The sequence below is a fragment of the Rhodanobacter soli genome (assembly GCF_040548735.1).
Classification (GTDB): Bacteria; Pseudomonadota; Gammaproteobacteria; order Xanthomonadales; family Rhodanobacteraceae; genus Rhodanobacter; species Rhodanobacter soli_A.
The window spans coordinates 1,505,977-1,524,425 of sequence record NZ_JBEPSD010000001.1 but is presented as its reverse complement, the minus strand read 5'-3'; the positions used below and the strand labels follow the sequence as shown (position 1 = coordinate 1,524,425).

15 protein-coding genes are annotated in these 18,449 nt (G+C 67.1%); 4 read left to right on the top strand and 11 right to left on the bottom strand.

All coding sequences use genetic code 11. From position 1 onward, the window contains the following. Nucleotides 1-5 precede the first annotated feature (5 nt). From ABIE04_RS07030 to ABIE04_RS06985, 10 genes are all read right to left on the bottom strand, one after another. Nucleotides 6-1,412, bottom strand: coding sequence for a tetratricopeptide repeat protein (locus ABIE04_RS07030; protein WP_354547877.1), 1,407 nt, complete (start codon nt 1,410-1,412; stop codon nt 6-8). Next, the gene (locus tag ABIE04_RS07025) at nt 1,409-2,800 is read right to left on the bottom strand and encodes a glycosyltransferase family 2 protein (protein WP_354547875.1); all 1,392 of its coding nucleotides are present in this window, start codon (nt 2,798-2,800) and stop codon (nt 1,409-1,411) included. Before ABIE04_RS07025 ends, ABIE04_RS07030 begins: the two co-directional genes overlap by 4 nt. Next, nucleotides 2,766-3,782: an NAD-dependent epimerase/dehydratase family protein gene (locus ABIE04_RS07020; protein ID WP_354547872.1), complete on the bottom strand. Its 1,017-nt coding sequence runs from the start codon at nt 3,780-3,782 to the stop codon at nt 2,766-2,768. The genes ABIE04_RS07025 and ABIE04_RS07020 overlap by 35 nt, the downstream gene beginning before the upstream one ends. A gap of 380 nt (nt 3,783-4,162) precedes the next feature. Then, the gene (locus ABIE04_RS07015) at nt 4,163-4,759 is read right to left on the bottom strand and encodes a 1-acyl-sn-glycerol-3-phosphate acyltransferase (protein WP_354547870.1); all 597 of its coding nucleotides are present in this window, start codon (nt 4,757-4,759) and stop codon (nt 4,163-4,165) included. Then, nucleotides 4,756-5,178: an alternative ribosome rescue aminoacyl-tRNA hydrolase ArfB gene (gene arfB, locus ABIE04_RS07010; protein WP_354547867.1), complete on the bottom strand. Its 423-nt coding sequence runs from the start codon at nt 5,176-5,178 to the stop codon at nt 4,756-4,758. Before arfB ends, ABIE04_RS07015 begins: the two co-directional genes overlap by 4 nt. A 97-nt stretch (nt 5,179-5,275) precedes the next feature. After that, nucleotides 5,276-5,989 carry a pseudouridine synthase gene (locus ABIE04_RS07005; RefSeq protein ID WP_354547865.1) on the bottom strand — a complete coding sequence of 238 codons (714 nt, stop codon included), beginning with the start codon at nt 5,987-5,989 and terminating at the stop codon, nt 5,276-5,278. 43 nt (nt 5,990-6,032) lie between these two features. Beyond that, a complete protein-coding gene (ubiB, locus tag ABIE04_RS07000; protein ID WP_354547863.1) occupies nt 6,033-7,682 on the bottom strand; it encodes a ubiquinone biosynthesis regulatory protein kinase UbiB in 1,650 nt (549 codons plus the stop codon). Next, a complete protein-coding gene (locus tag ABIE04_RS06995) occupies nt 7,679-8,329 on the bottom strand; it encodes a ubiquinone biosynthesis accessory factor UbiJ (RefSeq protein ID WP_354547861.1) in 651 nt (216 codons plus the stop codon). Before ABIE04_RS06995 ends, ubiB begins: the two co-directional genes overlap by 4 nt. A gap of 27 nt (nt 8,330-8,356) precedes the next feature. Then, entirely contained in the window at nt 8,357-8,827 is a 471-nt protein-coding gene (gene trmL / locus ABIE04_RS06990) for a tRNA (uridine(34)/cytosine(34)/5-carboxymethylaminomethyluridine(34)-2'-O)-methyltransferase TrmL (RefSeq protein ID WP_354547859.1), read from the bottom strand. A gap of 41 nt (nt 8,828-8,868) precedes the next feature. Beyond that, nucleotides 8,869-9,072 carry a hypothetical protein gene (locus ABIE04_RS06985; RefSeq protein WP_354547857.1) on the bottom strand — a complete coding sequence of 68 codons (204 nt, stop codon included), beginning with the start codon at nt 9,070-9,072 and terminating at the stop codon, nt 8,869-8,871. 271 nt (nt 9,073-9,343) lie between these two features. On the opposite strand from ABIE04_RS06985, the gene ABIE04_RS06980 reads away from it, so the two are divergent. Next, the gene (locus ABIE04_RS06980; RefSeq protein WP_354547854.1) at nt 9,344-12,214 is read left to right on the top strand and encodes a M16 family metallopeptidase; all 2,871 of its coding nucleotides are present in this window, start codon (nt 9,344-9,346) and stop codon (nt 12,212-12,214) included. A 141-nt stretch (nt 12,215-12,355) separates the two neighbouring features. Next, on the top strand, nt 12,356-12,754 hold the full coding sequence (locus ABIE04_RS06975; protein WP_354547852.1) for a DUF4156 domain-containing protein: 399 nt from the start codon (nt 12,356-12,358) through the stop codon (nt 12,752-12,754). 11 nt (nt 12,755-12,765) lie between these two features. Here the strand turns inward: ABIE04_RS06975 and ABIE04_RS06970 are convergent, their stop codons facing one another. After that, nucleotides 12,766-13,890, bottom strand: coding sequence for a CapA family protein (locus tag ABIE04_RS06970; RefSeq protein WP_354547849.1), 1,125 nt, complete (start codon nt 13,888-13,890; stop codon nt 12,766-12,768). 293 nt (nt 13,891-14,183) lie between these two features. On the opposite strand from ABIE04_RS06970, the gene ABIE04_RS06965 reads away from it, so the two are divergent. Beyond that, nucleotides 14,184-16,934: a TonB-dependent receptor gene (locus ABIE04_RS06965; RefSeq protein ID WP_354547847.1), complete on the top strand. Its 2,751-nt coding sequence runs from the start codon at nt 14,184-14,186 to the stop codon at nt 16,932-16,934. An 80-nt stretch (nt 16,935-17,014) separates the two neighbouring features. Next, entirely contained in the window at nt 17,015-18,427 is a 1,413-nt protein-coding gene (locus ABIE04_RS06960; protein WP_354547844.1) for a hypothetical protein, read from the top strand. The last annotated feature ends 22 nt before the right edge of the window (nt 18,428-18,449 follow it).

The following is an 18,449-nucleotide window of genomic DNA, read 5'->3' as shown; positions in this document are numbered from 1 at the left end:
CCCCGTCAGAACCGGCGGGTCAGGGTGAGCCCCCAGGTGCGGCCCTCGTACGCGCCGGTATTCAGCACCCGCTCGCTGTAGCCGGCGTTCACGCTCAACTGCCACGGCGAGAAGATGCCGACGACCAGCGATGCGTTGATGTCGTTGGCACGGCGCCATGAAGTGAAGGTCTCGTCGCGCTGCCGGCCCAGACCGGCCTGGATCGACAGCCCGGCGTTCTCGCCCAGCCCGACATAGCTGAAGACGGTCAGCGCGTAGCGTCGATAGCTGTCCGGCGCGTAGTAGCCGTGGCCGGGATTCTCATCGAACGACAGATGCTGCGTGATCGCGCCGAGGTCGAGCATGAAACCCGGCTTGCGCACCACCGCACGGCGCAGCGCGGCATCCCAGCCCACGCTGGCGTTGCTGTCGCTGTAGTGGTTGCGGCGCAGCCACAGGTCGCCGGTCCAGTTGAAGTCCGGTGTCCACTGCGCATGCCCGGCGATGCCGGTTCGATCCAGCCCCAGCGATACCGAGCGCGCCGAGGCGGCGAGACGGTCGTGGTCGGCCAGCAGGTCGATCCGGAAGCTGTCGCTGAAGCGCTGGTCGAGGCCCAGCCGCCACGGAGTCAGGCCATCGCCATCGATGGAGGAATGGCCCACCGCAGCGCTCAGTTCGGTATACAGCGAGGGCGCGTAGCGCACCCCGAACAGTCCGCGGTTCTCGGCGATCGAGCGGCCGCCGGCAACGCTGGCGAAGGGGCTGGCCAGCGGCGAGCGATAGTCCCAGCGCCCCAGTTCCAGCGTCCAGCGCAAGGCCTCGCCCTGCGCCAGCTCGGCGCGCAGCGTCGGTTGCGAGCTCACCAGGTCGTCCGAATCGGAGCCGCGCTGATAGCCCAGCGCAACGAAGGAATCGGTGTGGATGCGCACCGAGCGCTCCAGGTCGCGCGCATCCTTGCCGTCCGGCCTGGCGCGTTTGACCGCTTCGACATAGGGCAGTGCTTCGCGTGGTCGCGCCGACTGCCTCAAGGCGATGGCCTGGGTGTAGTTGGGCAGCAGGCCGTCCGGATCGGCGGCCAGCGGCGCCGCGTTGACCTGCTGCGCCGCGCGGATCCAGCCGCCCCACGCCAGCACCGATGCGAGCACGACCTGGCCCTCGCTGGTGCGGGTGGCTTCCGGATGGGCGTCCAGCACGCGTTTGGCGCCGGCATAGTCGCCATTCCAGGTCAGGTAGCGCGCCAGGTCGAGCACGGCGGTCTGGTCGCCGGGGTGCTGCGCCACGTACTCGCGCATCGTGTGCGTGGCGGCATTGGTGTGGCCCGACCACATCAGGTTTCGCGCCTGCGTGTCCAGGGGCTGCATGGCGGGGGTCTGCGCCCATGCGCCGGCTGGCGCCGCCAGCAGCGCGCCGAGGAGACAGGCGAGGGGTTTCATTTGCGCCATTTGCGGTTCCCCGTAATCCACAGGTCGATGGCGAACTGGCCGATCGTGCGGATCTCGGTCAGCATCAGGAAGTAGCGCAGCGGCGTCACCAGCAGGCCCTTGCCCAGCACCTTCCAGCGCTCGCCGCGGGAGATCACGGTCAGGACGATCAGCGACAGCGCCGATTCCGCCAGCAGGGTGATCAGCAGCGGTTCCCACCAGCGCAGCAGGGCCATCACGATCAGCGCGGTGGGGAAGCCGATCTTCTCGATCGCGGACATGAAGATGATCCAGCCCAGCGGACGTCCGTAACGCTTCGTGACTTCCTCGCCGAAGGCCTGCCGGTACGGCTCCTGGATCTTGCGCATCTCCTGGATGTGCTGTCCGTACTCGCCTTGCTTTTCGTCACGGCGCCGGCGCATGCGCGCGAACGCCTTGAACGGACTGCGCACCAGCGCATCGAAGTAGAAGCAACTCTGCAGGAACGAAGACGACCACAGCGAGACCTGGCGCGGCAGCTGCGTGGCCAGCGGTTCTTCCGAGCGTGCCGTCACGTCCAGCAGCTGGGTGTTGCGGTAGCCCTGATTGATCAGGGCGAAGCCGATGAAGATGTCTTCGGAGTTGGTCAGGTTGTCGCCGAACTGCGGCTCGTAGCGATCGAACAGGTCCTTGACGTATTCGCGGCGGTAAGCCACCGCGCAACCCACCGGGTTGGTGATGCCGCCGAAGAACACCACCTGGCCGTGGAACACGAAGCCCTGCAGGAAGCGGTACAGGCAATCGCGGTAGATGTTGGTCAGGCCCCACCACATCAGCTGCAGCCGGCTGCGCGCGGCCTTGGGGTCGACGAACGGCGCGCCGGCCAGCACCGTGGCGTATTCCGGCGTCTCGGCCAGGGTGCGGCGGTCCACCAGGCGCATCGGCAGCACACGGCCGCAGACCGAGGCGATCCCGGCGCCCTTGTAGAGTTCCTCGACGCAGCGGGCGATGTAGTCGGGCGACTCCAGGAAGGTGTCGCCGTCGAGGATGAACTCCACGTCCGCGTCGAATTCGCGCGCCTGGCGCTTGATCGTGGGCGTCTTGCCGATCGACGACTGGCGCCGGATCACCTGGACATCGAGCCCCAGCCGCTGCGCCACCTGCTCGGCGCAGCTGGCCGTGGCATCCGTGCTGCCGTCGTCGACCACGATGATATTGCGCGGCTTGAGCGTCTGCCGCGCCACCGAGACCAGGCAGTGGGTGATGTTCTCCGCCTCGCGGTAGGCCGGGATGACCACGTCCACCACGGCCGCGCGCCAGTCGTGGGTGGGGGTCGGTACGGTCCGGTCCGGACCACGCAGCAATCCAATGACGCTGAGCAGCGCGTTAGGACTGATGACAAACCAAGGGGCGGTGGCCATGTTCGGTCCCTGTGAGGGCGATGCGTCGTTCGCGGATGAGCTCGTCGAGCGTGTCTTCCAGCGTGTAGCGGTGCTGGAAATCGGTGAGCGTGCGCAACCGGATCAGGTCCGGCCGGCGCCGCTGGATGTCTTCGAAATCCTCGCCGTAGGCCTGCAGGTACGGCACGTGGCTGATCGGCGAGTCGCTGTCGGCACGCTCGCGGATCAGCTCGGCCAGTGCGTTCATGCTGATCTCGCGGTCGTTGCCGACGTTCGCCACCAGCGCGTCGCCGCCCTCGCGCGAAGCGAGCAGGTCGAGCGCGCGCACGTTGTCGCGCGCATCGCAGAACGAACGCGTCTGCTCGCCGTCGCCGTACACCGTGATCGGCTCGCCGCGTACCGCCTGTTCCACGAAACGCGGCACGACCATGCCGTAGCGTCCGGTCTGGCGCGGCCCGATGGTGTTGAAGAAACGCGCCACCACCACCGGGATGCCGAACTTCTGCGAGTAGGACAGGGCCAGCGCCTCGTCGGCGATCTTGCTGACCGAATAGTTCCAGCGGGTGCCCGCCCGGGTGGACACGCTGAGGTCCATGTCCTCGGTCAGCAATTCCGCATGGCGGTGGCCGTAGACCTCGGAGCTGGAGGCGACCACCACCTGCGGTTGCCAACCACTGGCGGCGATGGTGCGGAACAACCGTTCGCAGGCGGCGATGTTGGTGGCGAGCACGCGCGTCGGTTCGGCGATCACGCGGTACACGCCGACCACGGCGGCGAGATGGTAGACGCGGTCTGCCCAGGCGGCGGCCTGCTGCAGCAGTGGCCAGGTGAGCATGTCCGCCTCGTCGAAGCGGAAGTTCGGCGACGCCTCGAAAGGCGCCAGGTTGGCGCGCAAGCCGGTCGACAAGTCGTCCACCACATGGACCTTGTCCCCTTGCGCGAGGTGCAGCGCTACCAAATGGGAGCCGATAAAACCGGCCCCGCCCGTAATTAATACGTGCATGTTCGGATTCCCCTAGTGCATGCCTGCGCCCTGTTACGGGTCGCAATTCATAATGTGATATGTATCACATTTCCAGTACATATTGACAAGCACGTGCCGTGCCAAGGGGAAAATCTATGCTAGGTGCGGATTTGCACCCGGCATGTTGTCTTGCAGTCGCGGGGAAGGGAGAACGGGAGGGTTCAAACGGGTCAGGAAAGGACAAAGAACGTCGCTGGCCGGGGCATCTCACCATCGTCACGGGTACGGTCCAACCGCTGCGGCGCAATGCGGGCCCCGACCTCATGCCGGAATTCGGTGGACGCGGGCGATCCGGCCGGCCCCGGTTTGCGAGTGGCCGGCGGGTGTACGAGGCCCGGAGGTGAAAGCGCGGGAGCGGGTCAGACGTCGCGGTGCTTGCCCTTGAACGGCGCGTAGAACGCGCGCAGGCGGACGAGGTCAGCGTCCATGTCGGCGCTGGTGTCGAACAGCGGGCCGAGCTGGATGGTCTTGTCGGGATAATGGAACGCGACCGGGAAGATCGGCACGCCGGCGTCGTGGGCGATGCGCCAGAAGCCGCTCTTCCAGCGCTTCACCGGCTTGCGTGTACCTTCCGGCGCGATGCCCAGCCACAGCCGGTCGCGCTGGCGGAACTGGTCGATCATCTGTTCGACCACGCCCTTGGCGGCGCCACGGTCGATCGGCATGCCGCCAAGCCGGCGCAACAGGCCGCCGAGCGGCCAGAAAAATAGCTCCTGCTTGCCCATGAAGTGCACGTCGGCACCGATCGCCACCTTGATCAACAGGCCCCATACGCCGTCCCACCAGGACGAGTGCGGCGCGGCGATGAGCACCAGTTTCGGCGTATCGGGAAATGCGCCGACCAGGCTCCAGCCGGCCATGCGCAGCATGGCTCGGCAGGTGCGGCGTTGCCATCCGTCGCGCAGTTGCGGCATCTGCAACGGCAATTGGGCGGGGGTCGGGAGATGGCCCTTCATTCGAGCTCCGGTTTACGCGAACGGGTCTGCTTGATCCGGCCGCGCTGCTGCTTGCCGACCAGCCGGCGCTCCTTCGAAGCGCGGGTGGGTTTGGTGGCGACACGTTTCTTCGGTGGCACCAGCACGCCGCGGATGATCTCGGCCAGCCGTTCGCGCACGTCGTCGCGGTTGCGCGCCTGGTCGCGGAAGCGGCGGCCCTGGATCACCAGCACGCCTTCGGCGGTGAGCCGGCGATCACGCCGCGCCAGCAGGCGCGCGCGGATTTCCTCCGGCAGCGACGGTGAGTTGACCACGTCGAAACGCAGCTCCACCGCACTCTCGGTGCGGTTCACGTGCTGCCCACCGGGGCCGTCCGCACGCAGGAAGCGCTCGACCAGTTCGGATTCGGGCAGGGAGAGGGTGCGGCTGATGGTCAGCATGCGGGGAGTGTAGAGGGCCAGAAGTGAGTAGGTGAAGCGAGGAGCGGGAAGTGAGAGAAAAACGGCCGTGTGTCCGGCCCCTGCTTTCTTCCACTTCTCACTCCTTTTCACTCACTCCCGGCAATGCCCAGCCGAAGCGTCGAAGCAGCCCGACATACGCATCGTCCAGCGGCGCCTCGATATCCATCGCGGCACCCGTGACCGGATGCGCGAAACGCAACCGCCATGCGTGCAGCAGCATCCGGTGGCAGCCGAAGTGCTGCTTGTACAGCCGGTTGTGGTCGCCGCGACCGTGCTGGCAGTCGCCGATCACCGGGTGATGGATGTGCGCCAGGTGTTTGCGGATCTGGCGGAAGCGGCCGCTCTCCGGCTCGGCCAGCAGCAATGCGTAACGCTGCTGCGGATACCGGCCCAGCGCGATTGGCACCTCGGTCGTGGCCAGCCGCCGGTAGTGCGTGCGTGCCTCGCGGCGCGGGCCGGTTTCGCGCGAACCGGGCAACGGGTAGTCGACCACGCCTTCCGCCGGCTCCGGCCAGCCGCGCACCACCACCAGGTACTGCTTGTGCACCGCGCGGCCCATGAACTGTTCGCCCAGCGCGGCGGCGACCGCCTTGCTGCGCGCGACCAGCAGCACGCCGCTGGTGGCGCGATCGAGCCGGTGCGCCAGGTACACGCTGTCGCCGACCTGCTCGCGCAGCAGGTCGATCAGGAACTCTTCGGCGTTGCCCACCATCTTCGAACGATGCACGGCCAGACCGGCGGGCTTGTTCACCGCGATCAGCGCGTCGTCCTGGTAGAGAATCTCGATCATGGTTTGGTTCTGCGCGGGAGCGCGCCTGATGCGTTCCTGCAGGTCAGCGTGAGCGCGGCCAGCCGAGCGCGAATGCCAGCAGCCCGGCGATGCCGGCGCACAGCGGCGGCCAGATGCCGTGTTGCGGCGCCGATGTCCACAGCAGGGCCGCGCCGATCAACAGCGCGCCGCCGAGCAGGCTGCAGGCGAGCAGCTTGTGCTGGCGCTCGGCGTTGTCGTGCATCAGCTTGAGCGCCGCCGGGTCGCTCAGCGCGCGCTGTTCGCCGCGGCCGATCTGGCGCAACGCCTCGCGTACCAGCTCGGGAAATTCCGGCGCGTGGTGCAGCCATTCGGGCAGCCGCTTGCGCACGTCACGCAGGGTGCGAAGCGGGCTGTAGCGTTCGCGCAGGATGCGCTTGAGCACCGGATGCGCGACCGCCCAGATGTCGATCTCCGGGTCGAGCATGCGGCCGACGCCCTCGATGTTGAGCAGGGTCTTCTGCAGCAGGATCAGCTGCGGCTGCAGGGTCAGCTCGAAGCGGCGCGCGGTCTGGAACAGCTTCACCACCAGCTCGGCCAGCGAGATCTGCGACAGCGGGCGGGTGAAGTACGGCTCGCACACCGTGCGCACCGCGGCTTCCAGTTCGTCCAGCCGCACGTTGGCGGGCATCCAGCCGGCGGCCACGTGCAGTTGCGCGATGCGTGCGTAGTCACGCTCGAACAGCGCGATGAAGTTCTGCGCCAGCCAGTACTGGTCGGCCTCGGGCAGCGAACCCATGATGCCGAAATCCAGCGCGATGAAACGCGGCTCGCCGGTGCGCGTGGGGTCGACCCAGATGTTGCCGGGGTGCGCGTCGGCGTGGAAGAAATTGTCGCGAAACACCTGTTCGTAGAACACCCGCACGCCCTTGGCCGCGAGCGCCTTGCGGTCCAGGCCGGCGGCGTCGATCGCGGCGATGTCGTCGCTGCTGATGCCGTGCACGCGCTCCAGGGTCAGCACGCGCGCACTGGTCAGCTCCCAATGCACGGCCGGCACGTAGAGATCCACACCGCTGTCGAAGTTGCGCTTGAGCAGGCTGGCGCTGGCGCCTTCGCGCTGCAGGTCCAGCTCGTTCTCCAGCATCTTCTCGACTTCGGCAACGACGTCCAGCGGGCGGATCTTGTCGGCGTTCGGATGCCAGCGCTGGGCCAGCTCGCCGAGCGAGCGCAGCAGCTTCACGTCGCGGGCGATCTGCGCGTCGATGCCGGGACGCAGCACTTTCACGACCACCTCGCGGCCATCGTGCAGGGTGGCGGCATGCACTTGTGCGATCGAGGCGGACGCCAGCGGTGTTTCGTCGAATTGGGCGTATAGACGGCCAATCGAAAGTTTCAGTTCCTGCTCGACGATTGCACGCGCCTCGCTGCCCGGGAACGGCGCAACCTGATCCTGCAGCAGGGCGAGTTCGTCGGCGATGTCGGCCGGCACCAGGTCGCGGCGGGTCGACAGCACCTGGCCGGCCTTGACGAAGATCGGCCCCAGTTCGGTCAGTGCATGGCGCAGGCGGGCGCCGCGCGGCAGGCCGTGGATGTCGATGCGCGGGCGCGCCACCAGCGGCCGCAGCAGTTTCAGCGGACGGTACAGGTGGGCGGCGTCGACCAGTTCGTCGAGCCGGTACGCCAGAAGCACCGAGGCGACCCGCAGCAGGCGCGGCACCACTTTCAGCGGCGTCACGCGGCGTTGCCCTGCAGGCGTTGCATCAGCCGTTGCACGCGCGCTTCCAGCCGCTCGCTGCGCTCGCGCACGTCGTCCACGCCATCGAGGAAGCCTTCGACCTCGCCTGGCGCCATCGCCACGCGCGCTTCGTCGCGCAGCCAGTCGGCGCTGTCCTCGGTGAGATGGCTGGCGGTTTCACGGGCGTGGGCGACCCCCTTGCGCACGGCCTTGGCCAGCGGCACGCCGAGTACGTCGCCGAAGCTGCGCGCGAACGCTTCCTCGAAATCCGGGGCGAACTTGCTGGCCAGTTTTTCCAGCCGGCGCGCCAGCTCGGCGTCGCCGGCGATCTCCACCTTGCCCGGCGCGATGCCGTCGTCGTCGCGGCGGAACAGCATCGCCAGCAGGCTGCCCGGCGTGGCAGCTACCTTCAGCTGGCTGTCGTCCTGCGGAGGGCCGACTTTCAGGCGCGCCTCGTCGACGCTGACGGCCAGCGCGAGTTCCGGTCCGCGCAGGTGCAGTTGCACGCTGCGGCCGTTCAACGCGGCCAGCCTTTGCTGCGTGTCCGGATCCAGCGACAAGGTGTGGTTCAGCGCGGTTTCCAGCGCACGGCCGGCGAGCTTGCGCAGCGGTTGCGGCAACCAGGAGTTGGGAGTGGCGGCGTTCATCCGCCGATTGTAGCCCGCCGGCCGGGCTCAGACGTCCGCGGCGCCGGGGAAACCCAACTGGCGCCAGGCTTCGTAGACGGCCACGGCGACCGTGTTCGACAGGTTCAGGCTGCGGCTGTCCGGGCACATCGGCAGGCGCAGGCGTTGTTCGGCAGGAATCATTTCCAGCACATCGGCCGGCAGCCCGGCCGTCTCGCAGCCGAACAGCAGCGCGTCGCCGTCAGTAAAGCGGGCATCGATATGCGCGACCCGGCCGCGGGTGGTGAAGGCGAACACGCGCGGCGTGCCGATCGCGTCGAGGCAACTGGCCAGGTCGTCGTGCACGGCGACGCTGGCGTACTCGTGGTAATCCAGCCCGGCGCGGCGCAGTCGCGCATCGTCGAGCTGGAAGCCGAGCGGACGGATTAGGTGCAACGCAGCGCCGGTGTTCGCGCACAGGCGAATCACGTTGCCGGTGTTCGGCGGGATCTCGGGACGGAACAGGATGACGTGCAGCATCCCGCCATTATCGCGTGTCCGTGCCGATCCGCGTCGATTGCTCAGCCACCGAGCTGCGGGCAGACCACGCCGTCCGGCGGCAACGCGCAGCTGGTCGGCGCGGCCAGCAGGATCGCGCCGACGCCGCCATGGGTGGCGAGCTGGACGGAGGCCGGGGTGGTCGTCACCATCGCGCCGAAGATCAGGCCGCAGACCGCCAGGCAGGCGATGAACAGGCCGCGCAACATCAAGGTCTCGAATTTCATGGTCATGTCTCCGACGAGTGGGGGGAAGTCCCTGTACGCCTGTGGAGCAATCCCCGTGCCAAGCACGAGGCGTGGCACAAGTAATTGATTTCGTTGATGCATGATCCCGAGTTCGGTGACTCGAACATTGTCCGCGGACAGCCGTCCGCCCGCCATCGGACAGCCGGACACCGCGCCGCCGGCGTCGGCCCGACCGTGTCGCAAGTCATTTGCGATGGCTGCGGGGCGCCGCTAGCCTGCGTGGACTCATCCGTGAAACAGGAGGTTCACCGTGGCAAAGAAACCACTCGCCCTGCTCATCGCCGGCCTGCTGGCCTTTATCGGCGGCATGCCGCTGGTGTTGGCCGTGCCCGATACCGCTGTCGCGACCGCGGCAACGCAGCAGATCCCCGAACTCGCCTACACCCGCTTCACCTTGCCGAACGGCCTCACCGTGGTGGTGCACGAGGATCACAAGGCGCCGGTGGTGGCGGTGAGCGTGTGGTACCACGTCGGCTCGTCCTACGAGCCGAAGGGCAAGACCGGTTTCGCGCACCTGTTCGAGCACCTGATGTTCCAGGGCTCGGAGAACCACAAGGACGAGTTCTTCAAGCCGTTCGAACTGGCCGGCGCCACCGACCAGAACGGCACCACCTGGCTCGACCGCACCAACTATTTCGAGACCGTGCCGACCAGCGCGCTGGACATGGCGCTGTGGATGGAATCGGACCGCATGGGCCACCTGCTCGGCGCGATCGGCCAGGCCCAGCTCGACGAGCAGCGCGGCGTGGTGCAGAACGAGAAGCGCCAGGGCGAGAACCAGCCGTACGGCCGCGCCAGCGAGCTGATCCAGGCCGAGGCGTTCCCGGCCAACCACCCGTACCACCACGACACCATCGGTTCGATGGACGACTTGAACGCCGCCTCGCTGGCCGACGTCAAGCAGTGGTTCCGTGGCTACTACGGCGCCGCCAACACGGTGGTGGTGCTGGCCGGCGACATCACGCCGGCGCTGGCGAAGGAAAAGATGCTGAAGTACTTCGGCGACATCGCCGCCGGCCCACAGGTACCGCGGCCGCAGCCGTGGGTGGCGCCGCGCAACAGCTCGACCCGCGGCACGATGACCGACAACGTGGCGCAGACCCGCATCTATCGTGAGTGGAACGCGCCGGGACGCGGCACCACCGACGAGAACCTGCTGGAACTGGCCGCCGCGGTGCTGGGCGGCAGCAAGACCTCGCGGTTGTACCAGCGGCTGGTCTACCAGGACAAGTTGGCCGATGACGTCTCGGTCGAGGTGGAGCAGCATGTGCTGGCCAGCTTGTTCAACCTGCAGGTGGACGTGAAGAAGGGCGCCGACCCGGCGAAGGTGGAGGCGGCGATCGCCGACGAGTGGCAGAAATTCCTGAAGAACGGCCCGACCGCCGACGAGCTGGCGCGGGTCAAGACGGAAACCCGCGCCTCGTTCGTGCGCGGGCTGGAAAAGGTCAACACGCAGGCCTCGATCCTGGCCCAAGGCCAGCTGTACCGCAACGATCCCGGCGCCTATCTGAAGGACTTCAAGGAATACATGGCGGCCACGCCGGCGCAGGTCAGCGCGGTGGCGAACCGGTGGATCGCCAGGGGCGACTACACGCTGACCGTGGTGCCGGGCGAGGTCGAGGCCACCGACATGGCGAACGTCGCCGGCCGTGCCGCGGCCAGCGGCGCGCCCGCGCCGGTGCTCTCGCCCAAGGGCGACTACCGCACGGTGAAGAGCGACGTCGACCGCAGCAAGGGCGTGCCCGCGGTCGGTACGTTCCCGGACCTCAGCTTCCCCGCCTTGCAGCGCGGCAAGCTGGACAACGGCGTCGAGGTGATCCTGGCCGAGCGCCACACGGTGCCGGCGGTGCAGCTGCAACTACTGTTCGGCGCCGGCTACGCGGCGGACCAGGGCCGCAAGCTGGGCACCTCCAGCTTCACCATGGCGATGCTGGACGAGGGCAGCAAGGCGCTCGACTCGGTCGAGATCGCCAAGCGCAAGCAACGGCTCGGCGCGATGATCGCCAGCGGCTGCGGCCTGGACTACTGCAACGCCACGCTCAACGCGCTGGACGACCAGCTGAAGCCGTCGCTCGACCTGTTCGCCGACATCGTGCGCAACCCGGCGTTCCGCGAGGCTGACATCAGCCGCCTGCGCGGCCAGTGGCTGGCCGGCATCGCCCAGGAAAAGAGCCAGCCCACCGGCATCGCGCTGCGCACCCTGCCGCCGCTGCTGTACGGCAAGGGCCATGCCTACGCGATCCCGTTCACCGGCACCGGCACAGAAGCGTCGATCACGTCGCTGAGCGCCGCCGACATGCGCGCGTTCATGGGCGACTTCATCCGCCCGGACAACATGCAGATCCTGGTGGCCGGCGACACCACGCTGGACAAGATCATCCCGCAGTTGAACGCGGCGTTCGGCAACTGGAAGGCGCCGGCCGGCAAGGTGCCGGCGAAGAACATCGGCAAGGTCGCGCCGCCGCCGCAGGTGCGCGTGTACCTGGTCGACCGCCCCGGCGCGCAGCAGAGCCTGATCCTCGCCGGCAGCCTGGCGCCGTCGACCGAGGCGCCGAACGACCTGGAAATCCAGACCATGAACGGTGCGTTCGGCGGCACCTTCACCTCGCGCCTCAACATGAACCTGCGCGAGGACAAGCACTGGGCCTACGGCGCCTTCAGCTTCCTGCAGAACGCCCAGGGCCAGCGCCCGTTCATGCTGTACGCGCCGGTGCAGACCGACAAGACCGCGCCGTCGGTGGCCGAGATGCTGAAGGAGGCGAAGGGCGTGATCGGTGACAAGCCGCTGACCGCGCAGGAGATCGGCAAGATCAAGGTCGGCGACGTGCGCAGCATGCCGGGCGGCTACCAGACCACCTCGGCGGTGATGGGTGCATTGCAGGGCATCGCGCTGTACAAGCGGCCGGATGACTATGTGCAGACCCTGAAGTCTCGCATCGAGGCGCAGACGGATGCCTCGGTGGAAGCGGCGGCGAAGGAGATCATCCATCCGGACCAGCTGACCTGGGTGATCGTCGGCGACCTGGCGAAGATCGAGGCGCCGATCCGCGCGCTGAACCTCGGCCAGGTGCAGGTGCTCGACGCCGACGGCAAGCCGGCAGCCGGCAAACCGGCGAAATGAGCCGGCGTGCGGCGCCGGCTTTCACGGCGCCGCACATTATGCATCGGTTGCAGGACGCGCTGGCGTCCTCGCGTTAGGATGGAGGCCGGGCCGGCGACGGCTCGGCCTCTTTCAGTCAAAGTCACCGCTGCGGAGCTACCCATGCGCAAGACCCTGTTGTTGCTCGTCCCCGTCCTCCTGCTCGGCGCCTGCAGCTGGGGCATCACGTTGGACGACGCGGCAAAAAGCGTGCGCACGGCGTGGAACGGCGACGTATCCGCCTGCCGCGACCTGGGCAAGGTCACCGTCTCCGTGATGGAACGCGTCGGTCCGGTCGATCGCAACGACATCAAGGTGCGCGACGAGCTGGAAGTGCTGGCCCGCAACGAGGCCGCCAAGATGCACGCGGACACCATCAAGCCGCTGGCCGAGCCGGCCGACGGCTCGCAGCCGTGGGGCGCCTACCAGTGCGGTGCGAACAAGGTGCCCTCGGCGCGCTCATCCGCGCCGGCCAGTTCGACGCCGGGCAACGCGCAGACGTTCCCGATCCAGGGCCACTGACACCGGGGATTTCAGCCCACCTCGATCCAGCCGCGTGCCCGTGCGATCCGCAGCGAGGTGCCAAACGCACTGCTGAGCACCTGCAGGCGGGTGAGGATGCGCAGCGCATCTTCCCCCGTGGCGATCCGCGGGCGGCCGCGGGTCTCGTTCTGGCGCACGGCGTCGTCGCCCCGTTCGTTGAGCACGACCGGCACCAGTTCGAGCTGGCGCAATCGTCCGTCACGGTAGTGCAGGTGCGCGATGGCGCTTTCCCAAACCTCCACGGGGTAATGGCCGGGGGCGGTGCGCGAATGGAAGATCAGGCTGCCGAGGCAATAGAAGATCGGCGCGTCGTGATGCAGCTCGATGCCATGCAGCAGCGGTGCCCCGTGCGCGAAGAATGCGCTGGCTCCTGCGTCGATGCAGGATCTGGCGAAGCGGCGGGTCCATTCGCGGGTCACGCGCATGTCGTCGACCCAGTCATGATTGTGCAGGCAGGCGACGACGCGGGCCGAACCGGCGGCATCGCGGATCGCTGCATGGATGCGCTCGACATCCTCGTTTTCCGGTTGGTCAGGTGCGGCGAGTCGCAATTCGTTGATGCCAGGCTGGTTGGCGGTAGCCGCGGCGCCGTCGCGGATCTTGCCGGTGGCCATGGCAATCAGGGCCACCGGTTGCCCGGCGGTGGCCAAGCGCGCCGCGCGGCTGGCGTCGGCAAGATTGCGGCCGCTGCCGGCAGCATGAAAACCGGCCTCACGTGTTGCCTGCAGTGTCGCCAGTATGCCGTCGCGGCCGAAATCGCCGGCATGGTTGTTGGCCAGCGCGAGCATGTCGAAACCGAGCGTGCGCAGGCAGCGCAATTCGTCGATGCCTGCCTCGTGCAGGAATACGCCATCGCGCGTCGGCGCCCCGGATGCGCGGGTGCGGATCGCTGTCTCCAGGTCGGTCATGGCGACGTCGCCGCGACGGATTTCCGCGATGACGGCGGCGAGCCCGGGGTAGGCGTCGGCGCACAGATCGTGGGCAATCAGAGCCTGCCCGGTCAGCGTCAGGGTCTGCACTGGCGAGAGGCGTTTCGCTCCGCACAGCAACAGCACTGGCGCGGCTGCCAGCCCGGCCATGAGCCGACGGCGCTGATGATTGCAGGACTCGGTCATGGTGCCCCCGTGATGGCCAGGAAAACGGTACCGGACGAACGCCAGGCCTGCGCATGCCTGCCGTGGCGACGTCATGGTTGCGTGGGGTATTCGCCACGTTGTTCGTGCCTAGCAACACATGCCGGGCAGGCCGGATGCAAGCGTATTCACCAGCATGGGAAGCTCATATCAAAAACGCATGGATGCATTACATGAACCGATAGGATTGCATAAGTCCTCCACGCATGAATTACTCGGAATCATGCCCGCGATGGGCTTGCAGACAAGTTGATGCCGATTCCTTGGGAGGGGTGATGAACGAGATGATGAATAATGGGGCGACGCGGCGCGGCATGCGCCGGAGTTTGATGATGGTGGCGATCGCCGGGGCGCTGGGTGCAGGTGGCGTCACGCTGCCCGTCAGCGCGCAGGAAGCGAACGCCAGTGCCGTCGATTCCAGTGAGGCGAAGACGCTGGAAGCGGTCAGCGTGGTCGGCTCGCGCATCCGCCGCAAGGACGAGACGGCGGCGAGCCCGGTGTTCACGATGGAGCGCAGCGAGATCGAATCGACCGGCGTGGTTTCGGTCGGCGAACTGTTGCAGGAGCTGCCGTCGGTCGGCTCCAGCTTCAACTCGACGGGCTCCGGCGGTACCAGCCATGGCTCCAGTTCGCTGAATCTACGCAACCTGGGCGCCAACCGCTCGCTGGTGCTGGTCAACGGGCGTCGCTGGGTGAACGGCGCGGGTACCCGCGGCTTCCGTGACTTCGTCGATCTCAACACGATCCCGCTGGCGGCGGTGGAGCGCGTCGAGGTACTGCTGGACGGCGCCACCGCCATCTACGGTGCCGACGCGATTGCCGGCGTGGTCAACATCATTACCTACAGCAGCTTCGACGGACTCAAGTTCAGTTCCTATGTCGGCACCACCGACAAGGGCGACGGCTTCACCCACAACGAGGATTTCCTGTGGGGCAAGTCGGGCGACTGGGGTTCGGCGCTGGTATCGGCGACGGTCGCGTCGAGCAAGGAGATTCTTGCCGGCGACCGCGACTTCTCCAACGCGCCGCTGCAGGGCTTGAGCCGCAACACGCCGGCGGGCCGCTTCAAGAACAGCACGGCGGTGGGCAGCTTCGGTACCAAGGCGTTCGTGCGCGACGGCAGCGGCGGTTACCGCCTGGACGTGCCGGCCACCGATGTCTACAACGAGACGCCCGACACGACCCTGATCGGGCCGCTGGATCGCGCCGGCCTTTACGGCCAGTTGCGCTTCCATCTCGGCGACTCCGTCACGTTCGTGACCGAGGGCCTGTACAACACCCGCGAGTCGAGCCAGCGTTTCCCGGCAGCCACGCCGCGCATCCGCGGCGGCGACGGTATGACGATTCCGGCCGACCACCCGTACAACCCATTCGGGGTGCCGTTCCAGGGCAACGGCACCAGCTTCGAAGTGGTGCGGATGATCACCGAGCTGGGTCCGCGCATCAACACGCAGAACGTGAACACGATGCGTCTGGCCGCGGGTTTCGAAGGAGACTTCACCAACGGCTGGTCGTGGAACAGCTTCTATACCTACGCGCAGAACAAGGCGAAGTGGACCTCGGCCAACCAGATCGACCTGGACAAGGTGGCGCTGGCGCTGGGTCCGAACGATCGCTGCGTGGCCAACGGCTGCGTACCGCTGAACATTTTCGGCGCGATCACCCCGGACATGGCCGACTATATCCGCGCCAATGGCGTGGACCGCAATGGCACCAAGCAGCATGACTTCACCGCCAACCTCACCGGGGATCTGTTCGCGCTGCCGGCCGGCATGCTGGCGTTCGCGGCGGGTGTCGAGTACCGCAAGGAATCGGGCTTCGACGAGCCGAGTGCGTATTTCAACCAGACGCCGGAATTCATCAGCTACAGCCGCAAGACCACTTCGGCGCCGCGCCTGCCGACAAGCGGCTCCTACGATCTGAAGGAGGCCTACGTCGAGTTCAACGTGCCGCTGCTGGCGGACCTGCCGTTGGTGAAGCAACTGGAACTGTCCGCGGCCACGCGCCACTCGCGCTACAGCACCTTCGGCGGCACCACCAACAGCAAGCTCGGCCTAGTCTGGCGTCCCTGGGACGACCTGATGGTGCGCAGCACCTGGGCGCAGGGCTTCCGCGCTCCCTCGATCAACGAGCTCTATGCCGGCCTGCGTCAGACCAACCTGCCGGCCATCGATCCGTGCAACGGCGGCGGTGCCGGCAAGCCCGGTTGCGTCGGGGTGCCTGCCAGCTACGACCAGAGCAATTATTCGGGCGGCTCGATCCTCTCGACCGTGGGCGGCAACCCCGACCTGCAGCCGGAAACCTCGGTCAACCGCAGCACCGGTTTCATCTATACGCCGGGCTTCGCCAAGGGCCTGAGCTGGTCGGTGGACTGGTACGACATCGACCTGAAAGAGGCGATCTCCAGCTTCGGCTCGCAAAACCTGCTCAACCTGTGTGCCAGTACCGGCCAGCGCTGCAATCTGGTCACGCGCGACAGCAGCGGCGAGATCGTCAACCTCATCGACGGTCCGATCAACCTGAACCGGCTCAAGGCCAGCGGCGTCGATACGACCTTGCGCTACCAGTTGCCGAAGATGGCCGCGGGCAACTTCGACCTGATGTTCAACGCCGCCTATCTCAGTGCGTTCGACCGCTACGACACCCTGCCCAACGGGCAAGTGCGGGTGGCGACGCGGGCCGGCAAGTCGGACATCGCGCGCGAAAGTTTCCCGCGCTGGAAAGCCAATACCAGCCTCGACTGGTCGCGCGGCCTGTGGTCGGCGAACTGGAGCATGCACTACATCGGCAACACCGACGAGGGTCCGGCGCCGGGATACGGCCGGATCCCGGTGCAGCTGACGCATGACGTGTGGGGCGCGTATACCCTGCAGTCGCAGCCGGTGACGTTCACCGTGGGTGTGCAGAACCTGTTCGACAAGGAACCGCCGTTGTCCTATGTCAATGGCGGCGACCTGAACTTCGACATGAGTACCTACAACCCGCGTGGCCGCTTCATTTACGTGAAGGCGGCAATCAACCTCTGAGGCAAGCGCCGGCGGTGTCTGTGCGATACGGGCGACCGCCGGTGCCGTGAGGCTTCATCAAACACATGGAAACTCCCGGCATGGCCAAGAGCCCCGTCACTGGCGACAAACCCGCAGGCCGTCCCTGCCGCGCGATCGACGTGCACCCGGTGCTGATGCTGCTGTCCGTGTTGCTGCTGTGTGCGGTGCTGACCTATGTGCTGGACTCGGGCGCGTTCCAGCGCGTCGATGGGCGGGTGGTGCCGGGAACGTACATGGTGGTCGAGAAGTCCCGCGACTGGTTGCACCTGCTCGGACTGGGCGGCGCCAGCGAACTGGCCCGGCCGGCCGGCCTGGTCACGGTGCTGCAGTCGATCCCGCTAGGCCTGGTCCGCAACGCGCCGCTGATCTTCATGGTGATGTTCGTCGGCGGCATGTTCGGCGTGTTCAAGCAGACCGGCGCGCTGGACGCCGGACTGGACCAGCTGGTGCACCGCTCGCGCGGCAACATCTACCTGCTGGCGCCGGTGCTGATGTGCGCGCTGGCGGCGGGCAGCTCGTTCCTCGGCTTGATTTCGGAATACCTGGTGGTGTTGCCGGTGCTGCTGTCGATGGCCGAGCGGCTACGGCTCAACGGGTTGTACGCGGTGGCCATGCTGCTGATCGCGGCCAAGATCGGCTACATCGCCTCGGTCAGCAACCCGGTGGTGCTGCCGATCGCGCAGGGCATCGTGCAGGTGCCGATCTTCAGCGGCTTCGGCATGCGCCTGGCGGTGCTGGGAATCTTCCTGCCGATCGGCGTTGCCTACCTGCTGTACCGCATCCGCCGCAGCGGCTTCGTCAAGGCGGATTTTGCGGCCGATGCACGGCCCCTGTCCGGGCGCCACATGGGCGTGCTGCTGCTGCTGGGCCTGGCGATCGTGCTGATGGTCTACGCCGGGCGCACTTGGAGCTGGCACTACAACGAACTCAGCGCGTTCTATCTGGCGGTCACCGCGGTGCTTGCCGTGGTCGGCGGCCTGGGCGCGCGCGCCAGCGCGGACGCCTTCATCGACGGCATCAAGGGCATGATCCTGCCATCGCTGCTGATCGGCCTGGCCGGCGCCATCCACGTGCTGCTGCAGCAGGCGCAGATCCTCGACACGGTGGTCAACGGGATGGCCGGACTGATCCACGAGCAGTCGTCGTGGATCGCGTCGCTGGCCATCATGTTCACCGAGGCGGGCCTGGATGTCCTGATTCCGTCGACCTCGGCCAAGGCCGCGATCAGCATTCCGATCCTATGGCCGATCGGGCAGCTGTCGGGTCTGCACGGCAACTCGGTGGTGCTGGCCTACCTGTTCGGCAACGGCCTGATGGCGATGGTCAGCCCCACCTCGGGGCTGATGCTGGCGATGCTGGCGATGGCGAAGGTGCCCTACGGCCAGTGGGTGCGTTTCATGCTGCCACTGACCCTGGTGCTGACCGCGGTGGCGATGGTGTTTTTGTTGATCGCCACGCGGGTCGGTTATTGAGCATGGCAATCGACAGCGGCAT

Excerpts from the sequence above, each read along its gene's own strand:
- ABIE04_RS07030 (WP_354547877.1), bottom strand. The coding sequence starts at position 1,412 with ATGAAACCCCTCGCCTGTCTCCTCGGCGCGCTGCTGGCGGCGCCAGCC.
- ABIE04_RS07025 (WP_354547875.1), bottom strand. The coding sequence starts at position 2,800 with ATGGCCACCGCCCCTTGGTTTGTCATCAGTCCTAACGCGCTGCTCAGC.
- ABIE04_RS07020 (WP_354547872.1), bottom strand. The coding sequence starts at position 3,782 with ATGCACGTATTAATTACGGGCGGGGCCGGTTTTATCGGCTCCCATTTG.
- ABIE04_RS07015 (WP_354547870.1), bottom strand. The coding sequence starts at position 4,759 with ATGAAGGGCCATCTCCCGACCCCCGCCCAATTGCCGTTGCAGATGCCG.
- arfB (WP_354547867.1), bottom strand. The coding sequence starts at position 5,178 with ATGCTGACCATCAGCCGCACCCTCTCCCTGCCCGAATCCGAACTGGTC.
- ABIE04_RS07005 (WP_354547865.1), bottom strand. The coding sequence starts at position 5,989 with ATGATCGAGATTCTCTACCAGGACGACGCGCTGATCGCGGTGAACAAG.
- ABIE04_RS06995 (WP_354547861.1), bottom strand. The coding sequence starts at position 8,329 with ATGAACGCCGCCACTCCCAACTCCTGGTTGCCGCAACCGCTGCGCAAG.
- trmL (WP_354547859.1), bottom strand. The coding sequence starts at position 8,827 with ATGCTGCACGTCATCCTGTTCCGTCCCGAGATCCCGCCGAACACCGGC.
- ABIE04_RS06985 (WP_354547857.1), bottom strand. The coding sequence starts at position 9,072 with ATGAAATTCGAGACCTTGATGTTGCGCGGCCTGTTCATCGCCTGCCTG.
- ABIE04_RS06975 (WP_354547852.1), top strand. The coding sequence starts at position 12,356 with ATGCGCAAGACCCTGTTGTTGCTCGTCCCCGTCCTCCTGCTCGGCGCC.
- ABIE04_RS06970 (WP_354547849.1), bottom strand. The coding sequence starts at position 13,890 with ATGACCGAGTCCTGCAATCATCAGCGCCGTCGGCTCATGGCCGGGCTG.
- ABIE04_RS06965 (WP_354547847.1), top strand. The coding sequence starts at position 14,184 with ATGAACGAGATGATGAATAATGGGGCGACGCGGCGCGGCATGCGCCGG.
- ABIE04_RS06960 (WP_354547844.1), top strand. The coding sequence starts at position 17,015 with ATGGCCAAGAGCCCCGTCACTGGCGACAAACCCGCAGGCCGTCCCTGC.